This is a genomic window from Martelella alba (genome assembly GCF_006516955.1).
GTDB classification, from domain to species: domain Bacteria; phylum Pseudomonadota; class Alphaproteobacteria; order Rhizobiales; family Rhizobiaceae; genus Martelella; species Martelella alba.
This window is the reverse complement of sequence record NZ_VHLG01000003.1, coordinates 405,885-432,824: the sequence shown is the minus strand read 5'-3', so window position 1 is coordinate 432,824 and position 26,940 is coordinate 405,885. Positions and strand designations below refer to the sequence as shown.

Sequence of the window (26,940 nt, the reverse complement as noted above, 5' to 3'; positions counted from 1 at the left end):
CTGACGGTCAGCCGGAAAGCTCCTCGGAACGGTCACGGGCAGCGGCAAGCGCCTTGTCAAACACCGGCTGCAATGCGTCCTCGGCCATCAGATGAGCAAGGGCTGCAGCCGTGGTGCCCCCCGGCGAGGTGACATTCTTGCGCAGGGTCGCAGCGTCATCACCCGCACCTTCAAGAAGCGCGCCAGCACCAATTACCGTGCCGCGCGCAAGCCGCATGGCGAGATCTTCCGGCAGACCAAGCTTGCGACCGGCTTCGGCCATGCACTCGACCAGATAAAAGACATAAGCCGGGCCGCTGCCGGAAACGGCCGTCACAGCATCGATATCGGCTTCCTTTTCCACCCATTCGACCTGACCGACCGCTGAAAGCAGCGTCTCGGCATCAGCCTTTTGCTGATCGCCCGCACGTTCATTCGCAAAAGCGCCAATCATGCCCTTTTTCACCATGGCTGGCGTATTGGGAATCGTTCGGATCATTGCAAGCGCGCCGAGACGCTCCTCAAAATAGGAAAGCGTCTTTCCCGCGGCAATCGAGATGACCAGCGTGTCCGGGCCGATCACCGGCGCAAGCGTTTCAAGAACCGCATACATGACCTGCGGCTTGACCGCGAGCACAAGAATATCGGCGGTAACATTTTCCGGCGGCAGCATGGCATAGCGGACGCCGCTGCGATCCATCAGCGCACGAATGGAATCGGACGGGTTGGGGTCAATCACCAGAACATTGTCGGGCCGTATACCACCGGCAATCCAGCCGGACAGCATTGCACCGCCCATATTACCGGCACCGACAAGCACCAGTTTGCCAAGTCCTGCAAGTGACGACATATCAGGCTTCCCCCACGGTTTCGAAGAGAACGGCGGCGAGCGCCTCATCGGCTGCCATACCTGACCAGACCACGAACTGGAACGCCTGGAAATAGGCTTCGCAGGAATCAAGACCGAAAGACAACAGCCCCTCGACCTGCTGGTTGGTCGGCTCGGCACCGCCAGCCAGAAGCAGGGACTGGCGGAAGACAACGACGCTTTCCTGCCGCCAGAAATCAAAATGCCCCATCAGGACTTGGCCATTGACCCGCGTGAGAAGCTTGACCACTTCATTCATGCGCCGGTCGGGCACTTTCAGATCAAAGGCGCAGGCAAGATGCAGCGCTTCGCAATCGGCCATCCAGGAGAAGGAAACATGGTAGTCGGCCCAGCGACCGCCAACCGTCATGGCAATCTCGTCCTCACCGGAACGCTCAAACGACCAGTCATTGCTGGAGGCCACGAACTCAATCATGTCCACCGGATTGGACTGCCGTTCCATTTCCCATTCGAGAAGGCTCATTGATCACCTTTCAGGTTGAAGACCTGGACCTTACAATGCGGTATCGCAGTAGCGAACACTAGCGCCTGAAGTCACGCTCCACCGAATTCCAAATTTCGAATCATCTTTTAAAATCAGTCTATAACGCGGCTCAGGGAACGGAAGCCCCCCGATCGCCAGAACAAGGCAAAGCCACCACCGTGAAGCTGCGAAAATGATTCAGGTGAGACTCTTAAGCGATTCATGACACTGGCTTTTTTCGGCATGTCCACAGGCCGGTTTTTTTTTGAAAGAAATGTGGGAAAAACCCGGCAGAGGCCTAAAAAAGAAAGCCCCGGCAAAAAACCGGAGCCTTCCTGTCAATCCAAGACGATGCCAAACGGACGAATGCCCTGATTCATTGCGCTGTCGTCGCTAACATCAGGATCGTCAATGTAATATACGGTTACTCCGCCTTATCGGCGAGTTTGGCTTCCAGTTCGGCGATCTTGGCCGCCAGTGCCTCATTCTCGTCACGGGCCTTGATGGCCATTTCGCGCACAGCCTCAAACTCGTCACGTTTGACGATGTCCATGCTGTTGAGCCAACGCTCGGCCTGCGCCTTGAAAGCCGTTTCCACGTCCTTGCCGGCGCTTTGAACGGAGCCCGCGGCATCCGTCATCAGCTTGGCCAGATCATCGAGAATGCGATTTGTGCCGGTGCTCATTCCTGTCTCCCTTACGAAATACCGGGCAGGCGTGGCGCCCGTTCCAGAACTCAAGTAGTGACAGCCGCACAAAGGCGCAAGACCAAAAGCCACCAAGGCGACGTCTTGACCGCGTCACAAAGACCGGCCATCTTCGCCGCCATCATAACGGAACTCAGCCCTTGCAGCCAGATCAGATCGTCGAAGCCTCGCTCAGCTATCCCAATATCGACCCGATTGCCTTCAGCCTCGGCCCGCTTGCCGTTCACTGGTACGGCATCGCCTATGTCGCGGGCATTCTGCTCGGCTGGCTCTATGCCCGCTACCTGCTGAAACAGACTGCGATCTGGCGTGATGACGCACCGCCGCTGACGCAGACCAAACTGGATGATTTCATCACCTGGTCGGTGCTGGGCATCATCATTGGCGGGCGGCTTGGCTATATGCTGTTCTACGACCTGCCGCAATTTATCGCAGACCCGCTGCTGATTTTCAGGATATGGGATGGCGGCATGTCCTTCCATGGCGGGCTTTTGGGCATGATCACGGTGATGATCCTGTTTTCGCGCCGCAATCGGATTTCAACCTGGAGCCTGTTCGACCTGATGGCAACGGTTACGCCAATCGGACTTTTCTTCGGCCGGATTGCCAATTTCATCAATGGCGAGCTCTGGGGCCGCGTTTCCGATGTGCCATGGGCGATGGTCTTTCCCACCGGCGGCCCCTTGCCGCGCCATCCGAGCCAGCTTTACGAAGCGGGCCTTGAAGGCCTGGCCAGTCTTTTGATCCTGTTTGTTCTCGCCCGTTTCCTCGGCACGCTGAAAAAACCGGGACTGACGTCGAGCGTCTTCATCTGCCTTTACGCCTTATCGCGGATTTTCGTCGAGTTTTTCCGTCAGCCGGATATCCAGCTCGGCTATCTTTATGGCGGCTGGCTGACCATGGGCATGATCCTGTCCCTGCCAATGCTCGCCGCCGGTCTCTGGGGTATCTGGTTCGCGATCCACCGCGCGCACCGGCATGAAACGGGCATGGCGGCGTGACCACGGCACTTGGTGAAAAGCTGATCCGCATGATTGCCGAAGACGGGCCGATCCCGGTCAGCGTCTATTTCCAGCTTTGCCTTGCCGATCCGGAATTCGGCTATTACCTGACCCGCGATCCGCTTGGCCGCGCTGGCGATTTCACCACCGCACCGGAAATCTCCCAGCTATTCGGTGAACTTGTCGGTACCTGCCTTGTTGCCGCCTGGCAGGCCCATGCCCGGCCGGAACAGGTGATACTGATTGAGGGTGGCCCGGGCCGCGGCACGATGATGGCGGACATGCTGAAGGTGATCGCCACCCTCGCCCCTACCCTTTACGAGAAAATTTCGGTCTATCTGCTCGAAACAAGCCCGGAACTTCGCAGGCGGCAGGAAGGCACGCTCGCCCGCCACCGGCAGAAGCTGCACTGGGTCGATCGGATGGAGACCGTGCCGGAAGGCTTCACGCTTTTTGTCGCCAACGAGCTTTTCGACGCTCTGCCGATCCGCCAGTTCATCAAGACCGAAAAGGGCTTTTCCGAACGGCTGGTCGGACTTGATGACAAGGGCAGGCTTGCCTTCCTGATCGGACCTGCGCGACTGGATCGGCACGCTCTGCCATCAAACGCAGGCACGGCACCAGTGGGGAGCCTCTTTGAAATCGCGCCTGCCCGCGAGGCGTTGATGGCGACAATATCCGAGCGTCTGAAGCAAAATAACGGTACAGCGCTGATCATCGACTACGGCCATTTGCAGCCCGGTTTTGGTGATACGCTGCAGGCCCTTCACCATCACAGATATGATCCTGTTCTTGCCCATCCGGGCGAAGCCGACCTGACCAGCCATGTCGATTTCTCAGCCCTTGCCGCAGTTGCCGCCGCCGCCGGACTGCATCTGCACTGTCCAATCATGCAGGGCGATTTCCTCGCCGGTCTTGGTCTCGGCGCCCGCGCCTCACAGCTGGGGCGCGGTCGCGACACAGCGACGCAGAAGACGATCATCGAGGCCGCGCAGCGGCTGGCCGGCAACGGCCCGGGCGAAATGGGTGATCTGTTCAAGGTTCTTGCCGTCTCCGGTTCAGCCATTGTACTGCCACCGTTTTTACCTGCCGATTGACATTGGCGTCCGCGCCAACCACCATCGTTGTCAAAACCGATAATGAGGAAGCGCGCCATGCTCAACAGGACGCCGGATCTGGCACCCCTGCAAAGTTCCCGTCTTGCCGAAAAGACGGCAGGAACATCCATTCGTCATGGCTTTTTTTCCCGCACGGGCGGGGTCTCAACCGGGATCTATGCCAGTCTCAATTGCGGCCCCGGCTCAAAGGACAGGATGGAAGATGTCATTGAAAACCGCGCCCGCGTTGCCGGTTGGTTCGGGGCGACGGCAGACAATCTCATCACGGTTCATCAGGTTCATTCCGCCGAGGCCGTTGCCGTTTCCGCCCCCTTTGCCGATGGCCGCCCCCAGGCTGACGCACTGGTGACAAAAACACCGGGCCTTGTGCTCGGTGTCTTAACGGCGGATTGCGGGCCGGTACTGTTTGCCGACCCCAGCGCCGGTGTCATCGCAGCGGCGCATTCGGGCTGGCGCGGCGCCTTTACCGGCATCCTTGAGGCAACGATTACAGCAATGGAAAAGATGGGGGCGATGCGCGAAAACATCACTGCCTGCCTCGGCCCGACCATTTCCCGCGCAGCCTACGAGGTCGGCCCGGAATTTGTCGCGACCTTCAAGGAACACAATACCGACAATCATCGTTTCTTCTCGCCATCGATCAACCGGGGCCATGCCATGTTCGATCTGCCGGCCTTTGTCGGCGAGAAACTCAACGCGGCCGGCATTGGCTTCGAGATCATTGATCACTGCACCTATGGCGATGAGGACGGGCTGTTTTCTTACCGCAGAACCACGCATCGGCGTGAAGCGGATTACGGCCGGCAGATCTCTGCCATTGCAATTGGAGAACGCTAGATGGAACCGGTATTTTCGAGCGAGGAATATCAAAAGCGCATGGAGCGGCTCACGGCGGGCATAAAGGCCCGCAAGCTGGATGCCATACTGCTTTTCGCCCAGGAAAGCATGTACTGGCTGACCGGTTACGATACGTTCGGCTTCGTCTTCTTCCAGTGCCTCGTCGTCACGGCCGATGGCCGCATGGCACTCCTGACCCGCTCAGCCGATTTAAGGCAGGCACGGCTTACCTCCAATATCGGCGATATCCGCATCTGGGTTGATCGCGGTCAGAGCGATCCGAGCCGCGACCTCAAGGAACTGATGTCGGATTTCGATCTTCTGGGCGCAAAGGTCGGGGTGGAATATGATACCCATGGTATGACCGGGCGTGTCGCCAACCAGGTCGAAAGCCAGTTGCAGAGCTTCTGCCATCTTGAAGATGCATCCTATCTTGTCAGCCAGCTGCGGCTGATCAAGAGCCCGGCGGAAATCACCTATATTGAAAGCGCTGCCGCCCTTTGCGACGATGCGCTGGACGCCGCCCTGCCGCTTGCGGTACCGGGCGCCAGCGAAGCCGATATTCTGGCAGCCATGCATGCTGCCGTCTATTCCGGCGGCGGCGATCCGCCAGCCAATGATTTCATCATCGGCTCCGGCGAGGCAGCACTCCTGTGCCGTTCCAAAACCGGGCGGCGACTTTTAGATCAGGATGATCAGCTGACACTCGAATGGGCCGGCGTCTACCGCCACTATCATGTTGCCGCCATGCGCACACTTCTGACCGGCACACCATCCGACAGGCACCGCGAACTTTACCGGGCCTGCCACGACTGCATCGAGGCGATTGAGGAAATCCTTCGACCCGGCAATAATTTCGGCAGTGTCTTTGATCGCCACGCCGAGGTGATGGACGCGTTCAACCTCTCCCGCCACCGGCTGAATGCCTGCGGCTATTCGCTCGGCGCCCGCTTCGCACCGTCATGGATGGAGCACCAGATGTTCCACACCGGCAATATGCAGGCGATCGAGCCAGGCATGTCGCTCTTCGTTCATATGATCATCATGGATTCGGATACGGGTACGGCGATGACACTCGGGCGCACCTATCTGACTACAGAGAACGCCCCAAGGCCACTTTCACGCCACCCACTCGGCATGATCCACCACTGATCGCCCGCACTGCCGCAGAAATGACAATATCGCACGGCTGCATCAGGAAGCCTTAAGACAAGTAGTGTAAACAACGGGCGGAAATCTGGATGCCGGTTGCCCTCGCAGCTGGCAGGCCAAAGAGACAAGTATGAGCGACGGGCGAGATCTGTTGATCGGCCGCTGCGCGCAAGAAACGAAGCAAGGGGTTGAACGTGGCGGGCAAATTCGCGGGCCTCGCATTGTTGTCCATAACGCTCACCGCATGCACGACGAGTGATGCGCTGAATGTGAGCCAGTCGCCACCGCAGAGTGTGGGTGGCGGCAATGATCAGCCGACGCTGGTTCAAACGACCCCGCTTTCCACAACGGTTCCCGACGACAGCGTCACCAGCGAGAGCCTGCCTCCGCCCTCTGCCGCGCCGCAGGTGAGCCAGCCAACCACATACGGCCAGGCTGCGACCACGCTCACCTCTTCGACAGCACCAACAGCGACAACACTGAACGGCACGCCGGGCATTGGCAGGGCGCCAAGCACATTCGGCGCACAGGCCGCCAATATCGCCAATGATACGCCAGCCCTGCCAGCCAGCCAGAGCGCTGCCGTACCGGCTGCGGCCACCATCGCATCAACCGGGCAACAGCCCGCTCCCATTCAGCAGCAGGCACAGCAGTCCAGTCCGCCACCGGTAACAACGACCGCGCCTGCCAGGCAGGCCGCCTCACTTAGCCCGGCTAGCACGGGTCCGGCCAGCACGGGCCCGGCATCGTCGCTCGCCAATGCCAGCTCGATCCGGTTCCTGCCGATTGTCGGGGCACCGGATGACAAGCTGCAGCCGCTCTCCTCCCGTCTCGGAGAAGGCGCGCGCGCCGCCGGGCTTACCATTGAGCCGATGAGTGATGACAGTGCCGATCTCAGCCTTAAGGGCTATTTCTCGGCCGTCAACAAGGAGGACAGCGTCGCGGTGATCTATGTCTGGGACGTCATGGATGCCAAGGGGCAGCGCGTTCACCGCATTCAGGGCCAGCAGGAAGTACCGCCGACAAAGGCGGACGACCCCTGGAGCGCAGTTTCAAGCCAGACGATGGAAACAATCGGACAGAAGAGCGTAGCCGACCTGATGGTCTGGCTGGACTCGCAGGGCTGACTTTTAATGAAACTGCCCGGCGACACCGAAATGACACCCTTTCGTCATAAATCGACGGAAAAACACCACACGACCTCTTTAGCGACTTGCATTCGCATCTAAGAGCGGTAAAAGGCGACCATAACGACGGCAATGGGCGAGCTGAAATGAAAGTTTTCGCAGGCAATTCGAATCGGCAACTCGCCGATGCGATCTGCAACTATCTCAACGTCCCCATGGGGATAGCCAGTGTCAGACGATTTGCTGACCAGGAAATTTTCGTTGAGATCCAGGAAAATGTGCGTGGTGAGGACGTCTTTGTCGTCCAGTCGACGTCGTTTCCGACCAATGACCACCTGATGGAACTGCTCATCATGATTGATGCGTTCCGTCGGTCCTCGGCACGAAGGATCACTGCAGTCCTTCCCTATTTCGGCTATGCGCGGCAGGATCGCAAACCTGGCCCCCGTACACCGATCTCAGCCAAGCTGGTGGCAAATCTGATCACGCAGGCCGGTGCGAACCGTGTTATGACGCTTGATCTTCACGCCGGGCAGATCCAGGGTTTCTTCGATATCCCAACCGACAATCTCTATGCGCTGCCGATCCTGACACGGGACATCAAGGCACGCCGCAACCTTGATAATGTCATGGTCGTATCCCCCGATGTCGGCGGCGTAGTGCGCGCACGTGCGCTTGCCAAACGTCTGGACTGTCTTCTGGCCATCGTCGACAAGCGCCGCGAGCGCCCAGGCGAGTCGGAGGTCATGAACATCATCGGCGATGTCGCAGGCAAGGAATGCATCCTGATCGATGACATCATCGATTCCGGTGGCACGCTTTGCAATGCGGCCGAAGCGCTTCTGAAAAACGGTGCGCTGAGCGTGGCCGCCTATATCACCCATGGCGTCCTGTCCGGAACGGCTGTGCAGCGCATCGCCAATTCCGCCCTGAAGGAACTGGTCATAACGGATTCGATCCAGCCGCGCGGCGACGTGATCTCGTCGCCGAATATCCGCGTCGTCACCACGGCGTCGCTGATCGGCGAGGCGATCAACCGCACCAGCCACGAAAGCTCGGTGTCCAGCCTGTTCGACTGAACAGGGCCATATACGAATTTCAGTAAAAGAGCGGCGTTAGAAGCGCCGCTCTTTGCCTATCCGGAGGCATCAATCCTCCGCCATCACCAGCGATCTGATTTCTTCGAATGGCTTGGGCCGGCCAAACAGATAACCCTGTGCACGCATGCAGTTTTCCCGAAGCAGGAAGGCGAGCTGTTCATCAGTCTCAACCCCTTCGGCCAGAACACGCGTGCCGAGGCTCTCGCCGATAATGACGGTCGCTCGCAGGATCGCCGCTGACAGCTGATCATCGGGCAGGCCGGAGACGAAGGAACGATCAACCTTGATCTTGTCGAAGGGGAACTGCTGCAGGGTACGGAGCGACGAATTCCCCGTACCGAAATCATCCATCGCCACCTTGACCCCAAGCCGCTTGAGCTCGGTAATCACAGCCAATGCCCGGTTATAATCAGCGATAATGCCGGTCTCGGTGATTTCCAGTTCCAGACGCTGCGGCGGCAGGCCACTTTCTTCCAGGATTGCCTTCACCTTGGCCGGCAAGCGCTCATCGGCAAGCTGCAGGGGCGCCACATTCACCCCCACTTGATAAGGCTTTTTCCAACTGACTGCGTTCATGCAGGCCTCGCGCAGAACCCATTCACCAAGCTCCATGATAAAACCGGTCTGCTCGGCAATTGGAATGAATTCATCCGGCGGCACAAATCCGAGCTCCTTGTGAAACCAGCGCAAAAGAACCTCAAAGCCGAAAATGGATCGATCATCAGTCAAGTGCTGCTGCTGATAGAAGAGCTCGAATTCACCCTCCTGCAGTGAACGGCGCATATCGAAGGCGAGCGCATTGCGGCGGCGCTCATGGTGATCCTGCCGCGCATCATAAAACAGAGTGCGCTCGCTGGCCGAACGCTTGGCCCGCAAAAGCGCCGCATCGGCACGCGCGATCAGCTCATCTGGCTCCAGTCCGTCGGCGGGGAAAATGGCAATCCCGGCCCTGAAATCAACGCTGATCTGTTTGCCGCTCCAATCGATCGGCTTGTCGAACTCAGCCGCAACCCGCCGCATCAAGCGCAATGCATCGCTACGATAATTATAGGCCTCGACCACAAGAGCAAATTCATCGCTGCCGACACGGGCGAGAAAATCGGCACTGCCAAGACAGGATGACAGGCGCGACGTCATCACACGCAACACATAATCACCGGCAAGGTGCCCATGAACATCGTTGATCTGCTTGAAGCGGGAAATATCAAGATGAATCACCGCCAATTGCCGGTGGCGCGCGCGCGCGCGCTCGAAAAACAGGGCGAATTGCTCGTTGAAGCCCACACGATTGGAAAGACCAGTCAGAGCATCACGTGCACTTGCCTGAAGAATACGCTCATCAAATCCCTCCCGGGTCTTGCTGTCGAGAATCAGAATGGAAACGCCCAGAATGAGGACGATCGACGTGACCTGAAGCGTGACGAAAACCATGGTTCGAGACGGCAGATCCGCCCCTGACAACACAATGCCGGACGCCGGAACAATCGACAGCCCAGCCATGCTTATGAAATGAATGCTGAAGACCGACAGGGCGAAAAGCAGCGCGGCAAGCCATTCGGGGCGCTTCATCTTGGCGCGCAGACAGACAGAAAAGCACAGGGCGCCAAACACACTGCCCAGAGCCAGAGCCCAGACGATGCTCGCGACCGACCATTCCATATAGCCTGCAACCTTGAAGCCGCGCATTCCGACAAAATGCATCAGCGCGACGCCGAAGCCGAACACGACGCCGGCAGCCTCGACAAGCGCGCTGCCGCGCGCCGCAAAGGCGACGAAAATGGCAAACACGGTCGTGCATATTGCAACTGCCAGAGACACGAAGGTCAGCACCCGGTCATAGGCATGTGGCACGTCGACAACATAGCCAAGCATGGCAATGAAATGCGTTGACCAGGCCGTTACGCCGCCGACGAAACCAGCAAGGAAAAGCCATATCGCAAACTGACTTCCACCGGCGCCACGCACCCGTTCCATCAGACTCATGGTTAAGAACCCGCCCGTCAGGGCGACAAGCAGCGCAATCAGAACGGTAAAATGAGAATGCTGAACCGTGAGACAGGTCACAAGGGCCGTCATTCAGCACCTCGATAAAGGACATTCGGGAAAAGCAGCACGACTGCATATCCCAAAAGCGGGTCAATATGGACTCCACTGCCCAAATCGGGCAACTGTGGCAGAGCAATCATTGTTTTTTTCGCTGCTTTAGTTATCTGCTTCAAAAAAATCGCATAAATGACTGACTGATTCCAGCCGTTTCTTCGTCAGTGCTTGACATTTCCCCTTTCTGGATTATAGCAGCAGCGTCCGTGCAGACACCCTTGGAGGCAGCGCGGATGGGAGTCTTGTACTTCCGTTTTGCGTTCTTGTCCCGGACAAAGCCGCAGAACACTCCGCTATACACTCTGAAAGGAATTGCCATGAGCAAGGAAACTTACGTGCTCAAGGCCGAAGCGCGCGATCGGGTTGGTAAGGGGTCCTCCCGCGAACTGCGCCGCAATGGCCTGACACCTGCAGTCATCTACGGCGACAAGCAGGCTCCTGTTTCGATCGCCATCTCGACCAATGAGATCAGCAAGCGCATCTTCGGTGGCGGCTTCATGACCTCTATGATGTCGGTTGAAGTCGGCAAGGAAACCTACCAGGTTCTGCCGAAGGATTACCAGCTTGATCCGGTCCGCGATTTCGTCGTTCACGTCGATTTCCTGCGCGTCTCTGAAAAGAGCCTGGTTACGGTTGCCGTTCCGGTTCACTTCGTCAACGAAGACATCTGCCCCGGCATCAAGGTCGGCGGCGTTCTGAACGTTGTTCGTCACGAAGTCGAGCTGCTCTGCCCGGCCAATGCGATCCCCGATTCGATCACCGTTGACCTCGCCACAGTCAAGGCCGGTGACTCGGTTCACATTTCCGCAGTCAACCTGCCGGAAAAGGTTACCCCGGTCATCACCGATCGTGATTTCACCATCGCGACCATCGCAGCTCCGGCTGGCGGCGTTGCTGCTGAAGCCGAAGAAGCTGAAGGTGAAGCCGAAGAATAAGCTCACCAGAGCCTGCTCTTTATCGCGAAGCCGCATGCTCTTGGGCATGCGGCTTTTTGCTTGTCCGCAGTATCGACCGACGCGCTACAGACCGCGGCAACCTTTGATACGCACCCTAAACATAAGCTACACGCTTTAATTTCCGGCATTTTCTAAAATAAACTCAGGCGTAAAATATTACCGGGCTTCGCTTGCCTTTTGACCGCAAACGCTACCATGATTACCCGGTAATGACTTTGGATGCGCTGCGACATGGCACATCCGGCGTGGTCGCATTTCAGCCGGTGATAGATGATCCGTTCGATCGAAAACCGCTTCAGGAACTTCGTGAGCATCGTGCTCGCAGTGGTATTGCTGCTTCTGCTCGGCGGCCTGACCATCATTTCCATGCAGCGTGCCAGAGAACAGGCCGAAACCGGGCTGGCCAGCCTTGCTGAAATGAACGCCCTCGCACTTGCAAAACCCGTCTGGGATTTTGACCGCTCAAGCGTGAACACGATCGCGCAGCGCATCATTATCGAGCCGGACATTGCCCGTGTTGTCATCGCAGACAAGACCGGTGCGATTGCAATCAGCATGAACGAGCCGGGGTTAAGTGACCAGGCAGCCCTTCGCCTCCCTTCGCTAACCCGTCCGATCGCCTACAAAACGCTGTCGACTTATGAAGAAATCGGTGCGCTCAAGCTTTTCTTTCATCGTCCGGGGCTGCTGTCAGGGTTCTCCCATACTGAATTGCTGACACTGTCGATTTTTGTTCTCGGCATATTGATGCTGTTTGCCGCCTCCATTGCCATTCACCGCCACCTGATCATCCGCCCCTTGCGCAGTCTGACAGACGCCATGGAAACGACGCGGCGGCTCGGCTATCGCCAGCGCGTGACGCCGCATTCCAATGATGAGTTCGCCAAAATCGCCCGAAGCTTCAACGAAATGCAGGACAAGCTGGAGCAGGAAGAACAACTTCTCCAGCAGGCGCATCGCCGCGCATCAGACCTCTACAACCTGACACCTGCAATGCAGTTTTCCTCTACCATGACCGGTGTGATCAGCGCAGTCAGCGACTATTGGCTGGTCGCCACGGGCTATCGTAGAAATGCTGTCATCGGCCGCCCCTTCGCCGAGCTTGTGGTCGAGGCGGATCGCGATATCTATCGCCGGCGCCTTACAAACCACAGGATTGGTGAACCGGCCCAGAATACGACTTTGCGGCTGCTCAAGGCGAATGGCGATATTCTCGACGTGCTGATCGTCGAAACCGCCGTATCGACCATTAATGGCGGCGTGGAAATGCTCAGCGTCATGACCGATATCACCGAATTACGCCGCTCGGAGGCACGGATCGAGCATCAGGCCGTCACCGATTACCTGACAGGGTTGCTCAATCGCGTCGGCTTTGAAGAGGCGCTGGACTACGCCATTTCTGATGCCGACCACACGACCAGACTTGCCTGCCTCTATATCGACCTCGACCGCTTCAAGAGTATCAATGACAGCCACGGCCACTCCGCCGGCGATGAGCTTCTGCGCGCTTTTTGTGCACGCCTGGAGCCGATTTTTGCAAGGGCACGGCTGGCCGCGCGCCTGGGAGGCGATGAATTCGCCATCGTCATCGCAGGAAAGGACGTGATCGATGATGCGCGCCGAACTGCAGCGCAGATCCTGAGCGCCTGTGATGAAGACTTTGCGGCTGGTGATATCATGGTCTCCACCTCGGTCAGCATCGGGATCGCGCTTTATCCGAATGATGCCCTGACACGGCGCGAGCTTTTGCGCCGTGCCGATCTCGCCATGTATCAGCAGAAACGGCTCGGCCGCGACGGGGTGAGTTTCTTCCACCCCAATATGCTGCAGCGCGCGCGCGAGCGGGCCATGATCGAGGTCGACATTGCCGATGGCCTGGCCAATGGCTGGTTCGAACCCTTCTTCCAGCCCATTATCGCGCTTGCAACAGGCCGGATCATCGGATTTGAAGCTCTGATGCGCCTGCGCCATCCACAAAAAGGCATTCTCTCACCGGGGAATTTCGTTGAAGTGGCGGAGGAGACGCTGTTGATCGACGACATCGGCCGGCAGATCCTTGAAAAGGCGCTCACCCGTTTTCCGCTGATCGCCGCAAAACTCCCGCCTGGCCAGTGTCGTATCGCCGTCAATTTTTCCCCCCTGCAATTGACGGCGGAAACAGCGGACTTCGTCAGCGAGAAACTGGAGGAAAGCGGCGTCGCGCCCGAAATGCTGACAATCGAAATCACCGAAGCCGTCTTTTTGGAAGACCATCCCTCGGTCAGGTCTGCACTGGAACAGTTGCGCAGCAGTGGCTGCATCATCGCGCTGGATGACTTCGGCACCGGTTTTTCGTCACTTTCCTATCTGAACCGTTTTCACGTCGACGTCATTAAAATCGACAAATCCTTCACAACCGCCAGCACCGATCCCGATCCTCTGATTAGCGCCAGAAGCCAGCGCCTGATCGAGGGCATTGCCGCGATCTCGCAAAAGATGGAATGTCACATGATCGCCGAAGGGGTTGAAACCGCCGAACAGGCCGCCCTTGTACACCGGATCGGCATCCAGTCAGCGCAGGGCTTCTTATATGCCCGCCCCATGTCGCTGGCTGATACACTGGCCTTTCTCGAGCGCGAGGCGCCGGGCGGCATTCTCAAGAGCCACTAATACCAAGAGTCAATGATTAGAACTCATATGATGCGCGCTGGCATGGTCGCCCGAGTAGGAAAATACCGCAGAGCGATGCCGGAGCATCGCACGAGGATTTTGACGCCCTCGGTGGCCATGCCAGCCGCACCCCTTCGGGGCCGGGCGATCTTGAAAGCCCGCGTCGTTGAAAATCCTCGCCGTAGCTATGGCTACGTCTGCGGTTTTCGCCTAGCCGGCTTTTAAGATCGCTCCGGTCATATGGGTCCCAATCATCGACTCTTGGTATAATCACCGCTTGCGCTTGACAGCCGCCTGTTTTAGGCGCCAAGAGGCCAGTTGCGAAAGGATATCATCATATGATCATCATTGCAGGTCTCGGCAATCCCGGCGGACAATATGCAGGCAACCGCCACAATATCGGCTTCATGGCCGTTGACGCGATCTCGGACAAGAATGGATTTTCGCCCTGGTCGAAAAAATTCAAGGGGCTGATCAGCGAGGGAACCCTGGCGGGCGAAAAGGTGCTGCTGATCAAGCCGCAGACCTATATGAATGCCTCCGGTGAAGCCGTCGGCGAGGCGCTGCGCTTCTACAAGCTCACCACTGCCGATCTGATCGTGATCTATGATGAACTCGATCTCATCCCCGGCAAGGCACGGATCAAGACCGGCGGCGGCTCCGGCGGCCATAACGGTATCCGTTCGATCGATGCCCATTGCGGCGCGGATTACCGACGCCTGCGTCTCGGCATCGGCCATCCAGGTTCCAAGGAGCGCGTGCACGGCCACGTGCTTGGCGATTTCGCCAAGGCCGACCGGGACTGGCTTGAGGCTTTGCTGGAGGCTCTTTCCGCCAATGCTGCCATGCTGGTACGCGGCGAGGATTCGCAATTCATGAACAAGCTGGCGCTGTCCGGCAATGAACCGTCACGCCCTCCGGCCGCTGCACCGCAGCCCAAAAAGGCCCAGTCCCATATCCACAAGGCCCGCGACCACCGGCAAAAGAAAATGCCGGCCTCGGGACCGATGGCCGACATGCTGAAAAAATTGCTCGGCGACAAAAAGGACGACTGAACGGATTACTCTTCCGGTTCTGTCGTGAACATCAGCGGAAAGCCCAGCTCCCTGGCAAGGTCCACGGCCTCCTTGGCCTTGGTCTCGGCGATATCGCGCGAATAGACCGCAACAACACAGCTGCCTTTCTGATGCGCGGTCATCATGATGCGATATCCCTGATCCTCACTGGTACGGAACACGGACTTCAGCACAACGATAACGAATTCGCGCGGCGTGTAATCGTCATTGACGAGAATGACCTTGTATAATCGCGGACGCTGGATCTTCGGCGCGCTTTTGGTCGCACTCTTGAGATCGGTACCCTGATTGCTCATGACCGGAGCCTGCTTCCTGGATGTGAAAAACTGAAATCGGCCTGTCTTTGCACGGCAAATTGACAAAAGGCAACGTCTGTATTCTGCGCTTTTGCCATCATTCTTGCAAGATGCGACCCGGAAAAGCCAATCAAAGGCGATCAAGCCTTGACCTTGACCGTCAACATCGCCCATAGCCACGGGCCAGACCTTTTGAAATAACTGCGAGACATTCCCATGGGCTTCAAATGCGGTATCGTCGGCCTTCCCAATGTCGGCAAGTCGACCCTCTTCAATGCGCTGACCAAGACGGCGGCGGCGCAGGCTGCCAACTACCCCTTCTGCACCATCGAGCCCAATACCGGTGAAGTTGCGGTTCCTGACGCGCGCATGACCGAACTGGCGAAGATCGCCGGCTCCAAGGAAATCATCCCGACCCGCATCTCCTTCGTTGATATTGCCGGCCTGGTGCGCGGCGCGTCCAAGGGAGAGGGTCTCGGCAACCAGTTTCTCGCCAATATCCGCGAAGTCGATGCCGTGGTTCACGTGCTGCGCTGCTTCGAGGATGATGATATCACCCATGTCGAAGGCCGGATCGACCCTGTTGCCGATGCCGATACGATCGAGACCGAGCTGATGCTGGCGGATCTTGAAAGCCTGGAACGCCGTGTCGACCAGACTCGCAAGCGCGCCACCGGCAAGGACAAGGAAGCCATCGCCAACCTGCCGGTCATGGAAGCCTCGCTGGCACTGCTCCAAGACGGCAAGCCGGTGCGCAGCCTGAATGCCACGCTTGACCCGGAAGACATCAAGATCCTCAAGGGGCTCAACCTTCTGACCTCCAAGCCGGTACTCTATGTCTGCAATGTCGCCGAACCGGATGCGGCCAAGGGCAATGAGCACACTGCAGCCGTTGCAGAAATGGCCGAGAAACAGTCCGCCGAGACGGTCATCATCTCTGCTGCCATCGAGGCAGAAGTGGCCCAGCTTGATGCGGAAGAGGCGGAAATGTTCCTCTCGGAGCTTGGCCTTGAAGAGGCCGGTCTCGACCGTCTGATCCGCGCCGGCTACAAGCTTCTCGATCTGATCACCTATTTCACCGTCGGCCCGAAGGAAACCCGTGCCTGGACGATCCGTCGTGGTACCAAGGCCCCACAGGCCGCAGGTGTTATTCACACCGATTTTGAACGCGGCTTCATCCGCGCCTTCACCATTGCCTTTGACGACTATGTCGCCTGCAAGGGCGAAACCGGCGCCAAGGAAGCGGGCAAGGCACGCGACGAAGGCAAGGAATATGTCGTCCATGATGGCGATGTGATCCATTTCCGCTTCAACACGTGATCGAGGCCTGCCGCCCCTTGAACGGGGGCGGCATCCGACGCACATTGAGCCTCACAGCAATAAGACATGCGAGGCAGATATGAGCGTCTATGATTTCGAGGCAGTGGGCATCACCGGCGAGACGATCAGCCTCAGCACCTATGAGGGCAAGGTCCTCCTCATCGTCAACACGGCCAGCGGCTGCGGTTTCACCCCGCAATATGAGGGTTTGGAAGCGCTCTATCGCCGATATGGCGAACAGGGTCTTGTCGTTCTCGGATTTCCCTGCAACCAGTTTGGCGGCCAGGAGCCGGGCAGCGACCAAGAGATCGCTGATTTCTGCAAGACCAGCTTCAACGTCGATTTCCCGATGTTCTCCAAGATCGATGTCAATGGCGACAAAGCCCACCCGCTCTACGCCGATCTGAAGAAGGACAAGCCCGGCTTTCTGGGGTCCGGCATGATCAAGTGGAACTTCACCAAGTTCCTGGTGGGCAAGGATGGCGAACCGCTGAAACGCTACGCCCCGACCGTCAAGCCGGAAGAGATTGAAGACGACATCAAGGCAGCTCTTGCCGCCTGAGACCACGCCGGCAACAGCCAAGCCACCACCCCTTACCCTTTCTCATGTCCAACCACCCGGACGGGCAAGCCTTCACGAAAACTGATTTTTTTATCGTCCTTCGCAATGATTATGCTTGAACTTTCAAGAAAAAGGGATGGGCATGATCACCAGCACCCACTATTCGCAAAGGCCGCCTCCCGGCCATAACAGCAGGCCACCGGTCTTGGAACAGCATGGCTGGGATCAGGTCAGGCGATGGGCCGAGCGACAGGAAATTGCCTCGGTGGCACAAGTGGAAGCCGACAGGCTGCGGCGGCAGAATGAAAATCTGCAGAGAGAAAACAGACTTCTGCGGCAGCAGAACCTGATCATGCAGGTATGTGTCTATAGCGAACTGATCATCACCAATCAGTTGATCTCACGGGTTGAGGCAACACTTGGCCGCAGAGAGCAGCAACAGACCAGTGCATCGGACCACCAGCCTGGCCCGCCGGTCCCGGCTGGCAGCAATGCCGCTCAGCGGCAGCCGTCACGGCCTGAACCGCAGCGAACAGATGGACGGCCCATTCAGCCCGGAACGAAGCGGCGATTGGCAGGATCAAGTGGCGAAAACATAATGGCGGAACGCGGGTCGGAGCCGAAAAGATCAAATTGCGCGCCAGCGCAGCGTGCAACATCTGCGCCCTGCCGCCCGCCACATGAAAACCGGACGGGCGGAGCTGACCGGGAGAGAAGCGCGGATCCATTGCGAGGCGCAGCGGCCGGAAGCCTTCAGGCGCATGCGGATCAAGGTGCAACGCCGGTCACTGACGCAACGCCGCCCGGCAAAAGCCGGTCGAAAGACTGACCGGCAAGACTGACATACCGGGGCGTTCGCTGGCGCAGCCTGTCTGCCGGACCCAACGCCGGCAGGCGAAGGGTCCGGCAAAAATCTCAATGGCCTTCGAACTGAACCAGCGAACGAACCTCGACATCCATGGCTTCGAGCTTCTTGCGGCCGGGCAGATCAACCAGATCGATGATGAAGCAGGCCGAGACGATCTCGGCGCCAATCTGGCGCAGCAGCTTCACCGCGCCTTCAGCTGTGCCACCGGTGGCAATCAGATCATCGACAAGAATGACCTTCTCGCCCGGTTTGATCGCATCGACATGCATTTCCATTTCGTCTTCGCCATATTCCAGGCTGTAGGTCATGCTCACAGTCTTGTCGGGCAGCTTGCCCTTCTTGCGGATCGGGATAAAGCCCGCGGAAAGTTGATGGGCCAGTGCGCCGCCGAGAATGAAACCGCGCGCCTCAATACCGGCGACCTTGTCGATCTTCATGCCGACATAGGGCTGAACCAGTTCATCGACCGCACGCCTGAAAGCGCGGGCATCGCCCAGAAGCGTGGTGATGTCGCGGAAGATAATGCCGGGCTTGGGGTAGTCGGGGATCGACCGAATTGAATCAGCCAGCTCATATTTGGCGCTCATATGCCAGAATTCCTTTCAGTATCCACTATTCTGCCGACCCGTTCGCGGGCAAGCCGGCAGCACCGGTGTCGCGGTAGGTCGCATGCCGCGACGAACACGGCGGCAAACGCCTCTTTTGTTCACGTTTGCAGCGTAAAAATCAATGATCCTTGCCTGCATAGACCGCTTTTTTGGTGAGGTAGACCAAGAGGGTGAGGATGATCAGGAACACCATCACCACAAGCCCCGTCTGCTTGCGGGCCTCCAGCTTGGGCTCTGCCGTCCACATCAGAAAGGCCGATACGTCTTTGGCATATTGATCCACTGTTTCCGGCGTCCCGTCATCATAGGTCACGATCCCATCGGAAAGCGGCGGTGCCATGGCAAGGGTGGCGGCATTGGCGAAATAGGGGTTGTAGTAGGAGCCGGCCGGCACCTCCACCCCTTTCGGCGGATCCTGAAAGCCGGTCAGCAGCGCATGAATATAGTCCGGCCCGCCTTCCTGATACTGGGTGAACATGTCGAAAATGAAGGTCGGAAAACCGCGATTGATGCCGCGTGCCTTCGCCATCAGCGAAAGATCCGGGGGTGCGGCACCGCCATTGGAGGCGGCTGCCTGTTCGGTATTGGCAAAGGGGGCGGGAAAATAATCGGATGGCACGGCCGGGCGCATATACATATTGCCGTCATTGTCCGGTCCATCCTGCACTTCGTATTCGGCAGCAAGCGCCTTCACCTGATCTTCAGAATAACCGAGATCCGTCAGATTGCGGAAGGCCACCAGATTGAGCGAGTGGCAGGCAGAACAGACATCCTTGTAGACCTTGAGACCGCGCTGCAACTGGGCGCGATCATAGGTGCCGAAGGGACCGGAAAAGCTCCAGCTTTCCGACGGCGGATGTTTCAGCGGGAAATGCGGTGTACCACCCTCTCCCTCCTCCGCTGCAAGGGCCGGACCGAGACAGACAGGAGCCAGAAGGCCGGCAAGAAGGAAACGCGCGAGAAGCTTTTTCATCATCGTCTCCCTCAGGCCCCGCTTGTCTTGGTTCTGGCCGCGCGCCGTTCGGCCTTTTCCAGCACTGATTCGGTGATGGAGTTGGGGATTCGGGTCGGTTTTTCCACGATCCCCAGCACCGGCATGATCACCAGGAAAAAGCCGAAATAGTAAAGCGTGCCGAGCTGCGACATGGTCACATAGATGCCTTCAGCCGTCTGTGAGCCAAGCCAGCCGAGCATCAGCGCATTGGCAACAAACAGCCAGAAGAACAGTTTGAACCAGGGCCGGTAGGCCGCCGAGCGCACTTTTGACGTATCCAGCCAGGGCAGGAAGAACAGGATCAGGATCGAACCGAACATCACCAGCACGCCGCCAAGCTTGGAATCGATCGGCCCGACATTGAAGGTGATGGCGCGCAGCATGGCGTAGAAGGGCAGATAATACCATTCCGGCACGATATGCGATGGCGTCTTCATCGCATCGGCAGGAATATAATTATCCGGATGGCCGAGAAAATTCGGCAGGTAGAACACGAACCAGGCATAGACGATCAGGAACACCGTTACCCCCAGCGCATCCTTCAGCGTCGCATAGGGCGTGAAGGGCACCGTATCGCTCTTCGACTTCACTTCCACGCCGGTCGGGTTGGTCTGCCCTGTCACATGCAGCGCCCAGACATGCAGGATCACCACACCGGCGATCATGAAGGGCAGCAGGTAATGAAGCGCGAAAAAGCGCGACAGCGTCGGCTGGCCGACAGCAAAGCCGCCAAGCAGCAATTGCTGGATCCAGTCACCAACCAGCGGAAAGGCGGTGAAGAAACCGGTGATCACCGTCGCTCCCCAGAATGACATCTGACCCCAGGGCAGCACATAGCCCATAAAACCGGTCGCCATCATCAGCAGGTAGATGACCACGCCAAGGATCCAGAGGATCTCTCGTGGGGCCTTGTAGGAGCCATAATAAAGCCCGCGGGCGATATGGAGATAGACGGCGACAAAGAAGAAGGAAGCGCCATTGGAATGCATATAGCGCAGCAGCCAGCCATAATTGACGTCACGCATCATCTTCTCGACAGAGAGAAAAGCGCCGTCGGTCGAGGCGGTATAATGCATCGCCAGCACCACGCCAGTGGCAATCTGCACCACCAGCATGACCGACAGCATGGCGCCAAACGTATAGGCATAGTTCAGATTGCGCGGCACAGGATAGGACACAAAACTGTCATGCACGAGGCGCGGCAGCGGCAGGCGGCTGTCGATCCATCGGGCGACACCGCTTTTCGGCACGTAGGTCGAATGATCACTCATCGGTTGTCCCCTCAGCCAATCCGGATCACGGTGTCGGAAGCGAATGTGAAAACAGGAACAGCCAGGTTCTGCGGTGCAGGTCCCTTGCGAATGCGGCCGGCCGTATCGTAATGCGAACCGTGGCAGGGACAGAACCAGCCGCCGAAATCCCCGGACTGGCCGATCGGAATGCAGCCAAGATGGGTGCAGGAGCCGATCATGACGATCCAGTTTTCCTTGCCGTCACCGGCCGAGCGATCGATATCCGTGGCCGTGGCATCAGCAGCCAGATTGGCATTGCGTGCGACCGGATCTTTCAAATCGACAAGCGGCACGGCCTTGGCTTCCTCGATTTCCCTGTCTGTGCGATTGCGGATGAAAACCGGTTTGCCGCGCCATTTGACAGTAAGCGACATGCCCGGTTCAAGGCTCGACACATCCACCTCCACTACCGAGAGCGCCAGTGTCGAGGCATCCGGCTGCATCTGATCAATGAAAGGCCAGGCCGCAGCAACGCCCCCCACAGCGGCGGCAACGCCTGTGGTCAAAAAAAGAAAATCACGCCGGGTAGGCTCGCCGGAGGCATCCGACGGCACATTTTCTTCCTGCACAGCAAACCCTCCATCCGCCAGTGCCTGACACCGTTTGGCGCCCCCTCTCCCATGTCGGTCCCCCGACGGAAGCGCGACCGGCTTCTGTTATGATCATAAAGTTTTAAGCGCGATACCGGTTGATGTCCAGTCTCGGCCGTATTTGCGCCATATAAGAAATGCCAGATATCGGTTCATAATTGCCTGACAAACGCACCGCATGCTAAACTGCGCTTGATTTTAAAAGTGCCTATTCGTTCATCTCCTGCGGAACATCAATTTGAAAACGATTTCGACACTTCTCAGCGCCTCGGCGCTGCTCGCCCTTATTCTGTGTGTAATCCCGGTTTTTTCAAATTCCTGGTTCTTTTCCTTCATCGGCGGCATGCGGCTTCATCTGGCAATCTTTGCCCTCATCCTGTCACTGCTTTTGCTGGCAACCGGGCAGTGGCCAAATTCGATCGTCCCGCTCGGGTTGTCGCTGGCAATGCTGGTCTATCTGAATTATCTCGGCACGCATTTTGAGCAGCCCGTCGCCGTCAACAAGACAGGACCAAAGCTGAAAGTGGTCGAATTCAATATTCTCGAGAGCAACACCCAGGCCGACAAGGTCGCGGCCTTTCTCCAATCGGCAGATGCCGACATCGCCTTCATCCTCGAAGCAGGTACAATGGCCAGCCACCTGCCGCAACTGTCAAAGACCTATCCTTACCGGCTGGGCTGTGGCGAAAAAACCCAGACCTGCGATCTGCTGATCCTCTCGCGCCATCCACTCCAGAACGCAATCGTAACATCCATCGGGAAGCTACGCCCTGATCGTTACATGCAGGCGCGTATCACGGTCTCCGATCAGACGGTCACCGTAATCGGTATGCATCTCACCAAGCCATACTATGATGATTTTCACATCGACGAGTTACAGACAGCCGGTCAACGCGGATGGCGGCAAAGCAAGGAGCCCGTCATTGTTGCCGGCGATTTCAACTCTTCCATTCTGGCAGGCGACATGCAACGTTTCCTGCGTGTCACCGGGCTTCGGACAGCGGCCCACCAACCCAAGACCTGGCCTGTTGCCGCTCCTTCACTGGGCCTTGCCATCGATCATATCTTCGTGCGCCCGCCTGCACATATCGACAGGCTTCAACGGATAGAGGACAATCTCGGTTCGAACCACTACGGATTGACGGCCGAGATTTCCATTGGCGAAAGCGATAACGCGCAGAATTGACCGGCTCTACTCGGCCGTTTCCGGCAGGAAGCCCCCGGACTGACGCGCCCACAGCCCGGCATAGATGCCACCTGACTTAAGCAGATCCTCGTGGCTTCCCATTTCGACAATCTCGCCCTTGTCCATAATGATAAGGCGGTCAAGGGCGGCAATGGTTGACAATCGGTGGGCGATGGCGAGCACGGTCTTGCCCTCCATCAGGCGCAACAGATTGGACTGGATCGCCGCCTCGACCTCTGAATCAAGCGCCGAAGTCGCCTCGTCCAGCACCAGGATCGGCGCATCCTTCAGCATCACACGGGCAATGGCGATGCGCTGGCGCTGGCCGCCGGAAAGCTTGACACCACGCTCGCCGACAAAGGCATCGAACCCCTTGCGGCCGCGTTGATCCTCCAGCGTGGCGATGAAATCATCGGCCTCGGCGCGCGCCGCCGCCTGCCAGAGTTCTTCCTCTTCAGCCTCGTTCTGGCCAAAGCTGATATTGTCGCGGATCGCCCGGTGCAGAAGGGCGGTATCCTGTGTCACCATGCCGATCCGCGCGCGCAGGCTTTCCTGAGTAACGGTTGCAATGTCCTGACCGTCGATCAGGATCCGGCCGGATTCCAGATCATAAAAACGCAATAGCAGGTTGACGAGGGTCGACTTCCCAGCGCCCGAACGGCCAACAATGCCGACCTTCTCACCCGGCGCGATATCGAGTGACAGATTGCGGATGACAGGCCGCCCCTTCGCTGCGCCATAGGAAAAGCTGACATTTTCAAAGGACACCGCCGGACGCTTCACCTCAAGCGTTCCCGCTTCCGGCTGATCGACCAGACGGATCGGCTGGGCGATCAGTTCGGCTGAATTCTGCACGGTGCCGAGCGAACGCATGATACCGTTCATCTGCATCATCATCCGCCCCAAAAGCATGCTGAGGCGCAGCGCCAGACCGATGGTGAAGGCAACCTCGCCGGAGGTCAGCGTATCGGCGAACCAGTATTGAACGGACAGCCCTGCAATCAGCGTGATCATGATGCCGGACAGAAGCGAGAGCGATGAACGCACGCCCGTGATCAGCCGGGTGAAGCGCCGGGCGCGATCCAAGAGTCGCTCGAAACCGCCGCGCATATAGTCATCATTCATGCTGTCGCGACCGAACAGCTTCAGCGTCAAAATGTTCGAATAGGAATCGACCATCCGCCCCGTCATGACCGAATTTGCTTCGGCCAGTTCCTTGGCATTTTCGCGGATCTTCGGAACGAAATACCAGGCCAGCAGCGCGAAAATGCCGATCCAGACACCAATCAGCGCGGCAAAACGCCAGTTGAGCCCAGCCATCAGAATGAGGGTCGAAACCGTGTAGATGACCATGAACCAGACGACCTGCAAAAGCGCCGACATCAGGTCGCCGATCGCCTGGCCCGCCTGCGTCACCTTGGTGACGATGCGCCCGGCGAAATCATTCTGGAAGAAATCCAGCGACTGGCGTGCGACATAGCGATAATTCTGCCAACGGACCAGATTGACGAAGCCGCAGACGAGCGTCTGCTCTTCCAGAAGAGTCTGCAGCGATGTGAACAGGAAGCGCAACACCACCATGGCAAAGGCCATGCCGAAAAGCGCCCAGCCATGATCGGCAATCAACCCGGTCCAGCCAGCCTCGCGCGGCGTGTCGCTCAGAAAGTCAATCAGCACGCCCATGAACCAGAAGGAGGCCGTTTCCATGAGCGCAACGCCACCGCCAATGACCAGCATGGCAATGAAGGGCCATTTGCCCTGGCGGACATGATAAAGAATGAACGCCCACAGCTGCGTCGGCGGCATGGCGGCCGGCCGCTCCGCAAAGGGATCAATCCAGTTTTCGAAAACACGTGAAATAGCGCGAAAAAACATGACAACCGCATATATTAAAATGAGAACAAGGTAAAATGAAAACACTGAAAGCCGGGTCTTTTTGGAACCCAGCTTTCACCAGATTGCTGACAAACCCTATTTCCTTCGCTAACGTCATGCCTGTGCTTGGTCCACAGGCATCCAAGCCGGCGCGCGTCCGCGCTGCAAGAGACTCAGCTTATTCAAAGCCTTAAGAATATGGGTCCCCGTGACAAGCACGGGGATGACGATGGAGGTGTGGTTATCCCCCAAAACAGACAAGCTGAATCACTTTGTCAACAGCCTGATGAAAGCCGGATCCCTCACGCACCCGGCTTTCGTGATTTTATTCGGCAGCAGCTTCCGACGTGGCCGGTTCATCAGCCAGGAACCCACCCGACTGGCGCCGCCACAGATCGGCATAAATGCCGCTGCCATGCGCCAGAGCCTGATGCGTCCCGGTCTCGACGATCTGCCCCTTGTCGAGGACGATCAACCGGTCCATCTCGGTCAGGGTCGAAAGCCGGTGCGCAATCGCGATGACCGTCTTTCCTTCCATCAGCCCGAACAGGCTTTCCTGAATGGCCGCCTCGACCTCGGAATCAAGCGCCGATGTCGCTTCATCCAGGATCAGGATCGGCGCGTCCTTCAGGAACACCCGCGCAATGGCGATACGCTGGCGCTGACCGCCGGAAAGCTTCACACCGCGCTCACCGACATGGGCATCAAGACCGGTGCGCCCCTTCATGTCGGAAAGCCCCTGAATGAAGTCCCAGGCATTGGCGCGTTTGGCCGCGGCAATCACCGCCTCATCGCTGGCTTCGGGATGCGAATAGGCGATGTTGTCGCGGATCGAGCGATGCAGCAGCGAGGTATCCTGCGTCACCACGCCGATATTGGCCCGAAGGCTTTCCTGCGTCACCGTCGCGACATTCTGACCATCGATGAGGATGCGACCGCCTTCCAGATCATAGAAGCGCAGCAGCATGTTCATCAGCGTGGTCTTGCCCGCACCGGAGCGCCCGACCAGACCAACCTTCTCACCGGGACGGATTTCCAGAGTAAGGTTTTCCACCACGCCCTTCTTCCGCCCGTAATTGAAGGTGACATCGTCATAGACAATCCCGCCCTTTTCGACCGTCAGCGCCTTTGCATCGGCAGCGTCAACGACCTCATGCGTCTTGGTCATCATCCCCATGCCGTCATAGACCGTGCCGATATTCTCGAACAGAGCCGAGACTTCCCACATGATCCACTGCGACATGCCATTGATGCGCATGGCTAGGCCGATGGCAACCGCGATCGCGCCGACTGCGATATGACCGCTGATCCACAGGCCAATGCCAAGCCCGGCAATCAGAAACAGGGCCATGGCGTTGTTGATATAGACCAGCGCCTGGAACTGGGTGATCCGCCGCATTTGCCGATAGACCGTATCGAGGAAGCCATCCATGCTTTCCTTGGCATAGACGGCCTCGCGACCGGCATGTGAAAACAGCTTCACCGTGGCGATATTGGTGTAACTGTCGACGATCCGGCCCGTCATCATCGAGCGCGCATCCGCCTGATCGGCCGAAATCTTTTTCAGACGCGGCACGAAGAAGGCGATCAGCCCGATATAGACCGAAATCCACAGCAGCAGCGGCAGCAGCATGCGCCAGTCCGCAGATCCGACGACCACCAGCATGGTGATGAAGAAGGTGAAGACATAGACAAATACGTCCAGCGCCTTCATCACCGTTTCGCGCACCGCCAGAGAGGTTTGCATGACCTTGGTGGAAACCCGGCCGGCAAACTCGTTAGCAAAGAAATTCATGCCGTGCCGCAGCAGATAGCGATGCATCTGCCAGCGCGCGATCATCGGAAAGTTACCGAGTAGCGTCTGGTGCATGACCAGCGAATCAAAGATCACGACCGCCGGCAGGATGAAAAGCACCAGTGCCGCCATGCCGGCCAGGCGCGGCCATTCCGATTGCAGGAAGGTCGCCCGGTCTGCCGTCGACAGCCAGTTGACGATATCGCCCAGAAACTGGAACAGAATAACTTCACCGACAGCAATGATCGCGGAACTGATCGACATGGCGATCAGCCACGGCAATGCCGGCTTCGAATAATGCCACAGGAACCTGAACAGGCCGTTGGGCGGCGTGTTCGGCTCCTCTTGAGGATAAGCATTCAAGCGCTGTTCAAACCAGCCAAACATGACAAAACTCCGTT

The 26,940-nt window shown here is 57.9% G+C and carries 23 protein-coding genes; 12 read left to right on the top strand and 11 right to left on the bottom strand.

Annotation, left to right across the window (positions count from 1 at the left end; translation table 11 throughout):
- Positions 1–7: 7 nt before the first annotated feature.
- From proC to FJU08_RS08350, 3 genes are all read right to left on the bottom strand, one after another.
- Positions 8–829: a pyrroline-5-carboxylate reductase gene (gene proC, locus FJU08_RS08360; protein ID WP_141148516.1), complete on the bottom strand. Its 822-nt coding sequence runs from the start codon at positions 827–829 to the stop codon at positions 8–10.
- A 1-nt stretch (position 830) separates the two neighbouring features.
- On the bottom strand, positions 831–1,331 hold the full coding sequence (locus FJU08_RS08355; protein WP_141148515.1) for a type III secretion system chaperone family protein: 501 nt from the start codon (positions 1,329–1,331) through the stop codon (positions 831–833).
- 424 nt (positions 1,332–1,755) lie between these two features.
- Positions 1,756–2,016 (bottom strand): accessory factor UbiK family protein, encoded by a 261-nt coding sequence (locus FJU08_RS08350; RefSeq protein WP_141148514.1) that lies wholly within the window; start codon positions 2,014–2,016, stop codon positions 1,756–1,758.
- Between the two features lie 161 nt (positions 2,017–2,177).
- On the opposite strand from FJU08_RS08350, the gene lgt reads away from it, so the two are divergent.
- The 6 genes from lgt (at position 2,178) to FJU08_RS08320 (ending at position 8,351) form a co-directional block, all read left to right on the top strand.
- Positions 2,178–3,038: a prolipoprotein diacylglyceryl transferase gene (gene lgt, locus FJU08_RS08345; RefSeq protein ID WP_141148513.1), complete on the top strand. Its 861-nt coding sequence runs from the start codon at positions 2,178–2,180 to the stop codon at positions 3,036–3,038.
- A complete protein-coding gene (locus FJU08_RS08340; RefSeq protein ID WP_141148512.1) occupies positions 3,035–4,135 on the top strand; it encodes a class I SAM-dependent methyltransferase in 1,101 nt (366 codons plus the stop codon). The genes lgt and FJU08_RS08340 overlap by 4 nt, the downstream gene beginning before the upstream one ends.
- A gap of 57 nt (positions 4,136–4,192) precedes the next feature.
- Entirely contained in the window at positions 4,193–4,993 is an 801-nt protein-coding gene (gene pgeF / locus FJU08_RS08335) for a peptidoglycan editing factor PgeF (RefSeq protein WP_141148511.1), read from the top strand.
- Entirely contained in the window at positions 4,994–6,145 is a 1,152-nt protein-coding gene (locus FJU08_RS08330; protein ID WP_141148510.1) for a M24 family metallopeptidase, read from the top strand.
- A 194-nt stretch (positions 6,146–6,339) separates the two neighbouring features.
- A complete protein-coding gene (locus FJU08_RS08325; RefSeq protein ID WP_141148509.1) occupies positions 6,340–7,272 on the top strand; it encodes a hypothetical protein in 933 nt (310 codons plus the stop codon).
- 146 nt (positions 7,273–7,418) lie between these two features.
- Positions 7,419–8,351, top strand: coding sequence for a ribose-phosphate pyrophosphokinase (locus FJU08_RS08320; RefSeq protein ID WP_141148508.1), 933 nt, complete (start codon positions 7,419–7,421; stop codon positions 8,349–8,351).
- 69 nt (positions 8,352–8,420) lie between these two features.
- Here FJU08_RS08320 and FJU08_RS08315 read toward each other — a convergent pair whose 3' ends face one another.
- Positions 8,421–10,448: a putative bifunctional diguanylate cyclase/phosphodiesterase gene (locus FJU08_RS08315; RefSeq protein ID WP_141148507.1), complete on the bottom strand. Its 2,028-nt coding sequence runs from the start codon at positions 10,446–10,448 to the stop codon at positions 8,421–8,423.
- A 341-nt stretch (positions 10,449–10,789) separates the two neighbouring features.
- On the opposite strand from FJU08_RS08315, the gene FJU08_RS08310 reads away from it, so the two are divergent.
- The 3 genes from FJU08_RS08310 to pth all read left to right on the top strand — a co-directional run bounded on the left by FJU08_RS08310 (position 10,790) and on the right by pth (position 15,132).
- Entirely contained in the window at positions 10,790–11,407 is a 618-nt protein-coding gene (locus tag FJU08_RS08310; protein ID WP_141148506.1) for a 50S ribosomal protein L25/general stress protein Ctc, read from the top strand.
- A gap of 291 nt (positions 11,408–11,698) precedes the next feature.
- The gene (locus FJU08_RS08305) at positions 11,699–14,077 is read left to right on the top strand and encodes an EAL domain-containing protein (protein ID WP_141148505.1); all 2,379 of its coding nucleotides are present in this window, start codon (positions 11,699–11,701) and stop codon (positions 14,075–14,077) included.
- A gap of 338 nt (positions 14,078–14,415) precedes the next feature.
- Positions 14,416–15,132, top strand: coding sequence for an aminoacyl-tRNA hydrolase (gene pth, locus FJU08_RS08300; protein WP_141148504.1), 717 nt, complete (start codon positions 14,416–14,418; stop codon positions 15,130–15,132).
- A gap of 5 nt (positions 15,133–15,137) precedes the next feature.
- Here pth and clpS read toward each other — a convergent pair whose 3' ends face one another.
- Positions 15,138–15,449, bottom strand: a complete 312-nt coding sequence (gene clpS, locus FJU08_RS08295; protein WP_141148503.1) for an ATP-dependent Clp protease adapter ClpS — start codon at positions 15,447–15,449, stop codon at positions 15,138–15,140.
- Positions 15,450–15,665: 216 nt separating this feature from the next.
- On the opposite strand from clpS, the gene ychF reads away from it, so the two are divergent.
- Together ychF and FJU08_RS08285 are read left to right on the top strand one after the other, a co-directional pair.
- The gene (ychF, locus tag FJU08_RS08290; RefSeq protein ID WP_141148502.1) at positions 15,666–16,769 is read left to right on the top strand and encodes a redox-regulated ATPase YchF; all 1,104 of its coding nucleotides are present in this window, start codon (positions 15,666–15,668) and stop codon (positions 16,767–16,769) included.
- A 79-nt stretch (positions 16,770–16,848) separates the two neighbouring features.
- Positions 16,849–17,331 (top strand): glutathione peroxidase, encoded by a 483-nt coding sequence (locus FJU08_RS08285; protein ID WP_141148501.1) that lies wholly within the window; start codon positions 16,849–16,851, stop codon positions 17,329–17,331.
- Positions 17,332–18,246: 915 nt separating this feature from the next.
- Here FJU08_RS08285 and FJU08_RS08280 read toward each other — a convergent pair.
- The 4 genes from FJU08_RS08280 to petA all read right to left on the bottom strand — a co-directional run bounded on the left by FJU08_RS08280 (position 18,247) and on the right by petA (position 21,662).
- Positions 18,247–18,786, bottom strand: coding sequence for an adenine phosphoribosyltransferase (locus FJU08_RS08280; protein WP_141148500.1), 540 nt, complete (start codon positions 18,784–18,786; stop codon positions 18,247–18,249).
- A gap of 139 nt (positions 18,787–18,925) precedes the next feature.
- A complete protein-coding gene (locus FJU08_RS08275) occupies positions 18,926–19,780 on the bottom strand; it encodes a cytochrome c1 (protein ID WP_141148499.1) in 855 nt (284 codons plus the stop codon).
- A gap of 11 nt (positions 19,781–19,791) precedes the next feature.
- Positions 19,792–21,072, bottom strand: coding sequence for a cytochrome b (locus FJU08_RS08270; protein WP_141148498.1), 1,281 nt, complete (start codon positions 21,070–21,072; stop codon positions 19,792–19,794).
- Positions 21,073–21,083: 11 nt separating this feature from the next.
- On the bottom strand, positions 21,084–21,662 hold the full coding sequence (petA, locus tag FJU08_RS08265) for a ubiquinol-cytochrome c reductase iron-sulfur subunit (protein WP_407943689.1): 579 nt from the start codon (positions 21,660–21,662) through the stop codon (positions 21,084–21,086).
- Positions 21,663–21,921: 259 nt separating this feature from the next.
- Between petA and FJU08_RS08260 the strand changes: the two genes are divergently transcribed.
- Positions 21,922–22,869, top strand: a complete 948-nt coding sequence (locus FJU08_RS08260) for an endonuclease/exonuclease/phosphatase family protein (protein ID WP_141148497.1) — start codon at positions 21,922–21,924, stop codon at positions 22,867–22,869.
- A gap of 6 nt (positions 22,870–22,875) precedes the next feature.
- On the opposite strand, the gene FJU08_RS08255 is transcribed toward FJU08_RS08260, so the two are convergent.
- On the bottom strand, positions 22,876–24,744 hold the full coding sequence (locus FJU08_RS08255; protein WP_141148496.1) for an ABC transporter ATP-binding protein: 1,869 nt from the start codon (positions 24,742–24,744) through the stop codon (positions 22,876–22,878).
- 325 nt (positions 24,745–25,069) lie between these two features.
- On the bottom strand, positions 25,070–26,926 hold the full coding sequence (locus FJU08_RS08250) for an ABC transporter ATP-binding protein (RefSeq protein ID WP_141148495.1): 1,857 nt from the start codon (positions 26,924–26,926) through the stop codon (positions 25,070–25,072).
- Positions 26,927–26,940 lie beyond the last annotated feature (14 nt).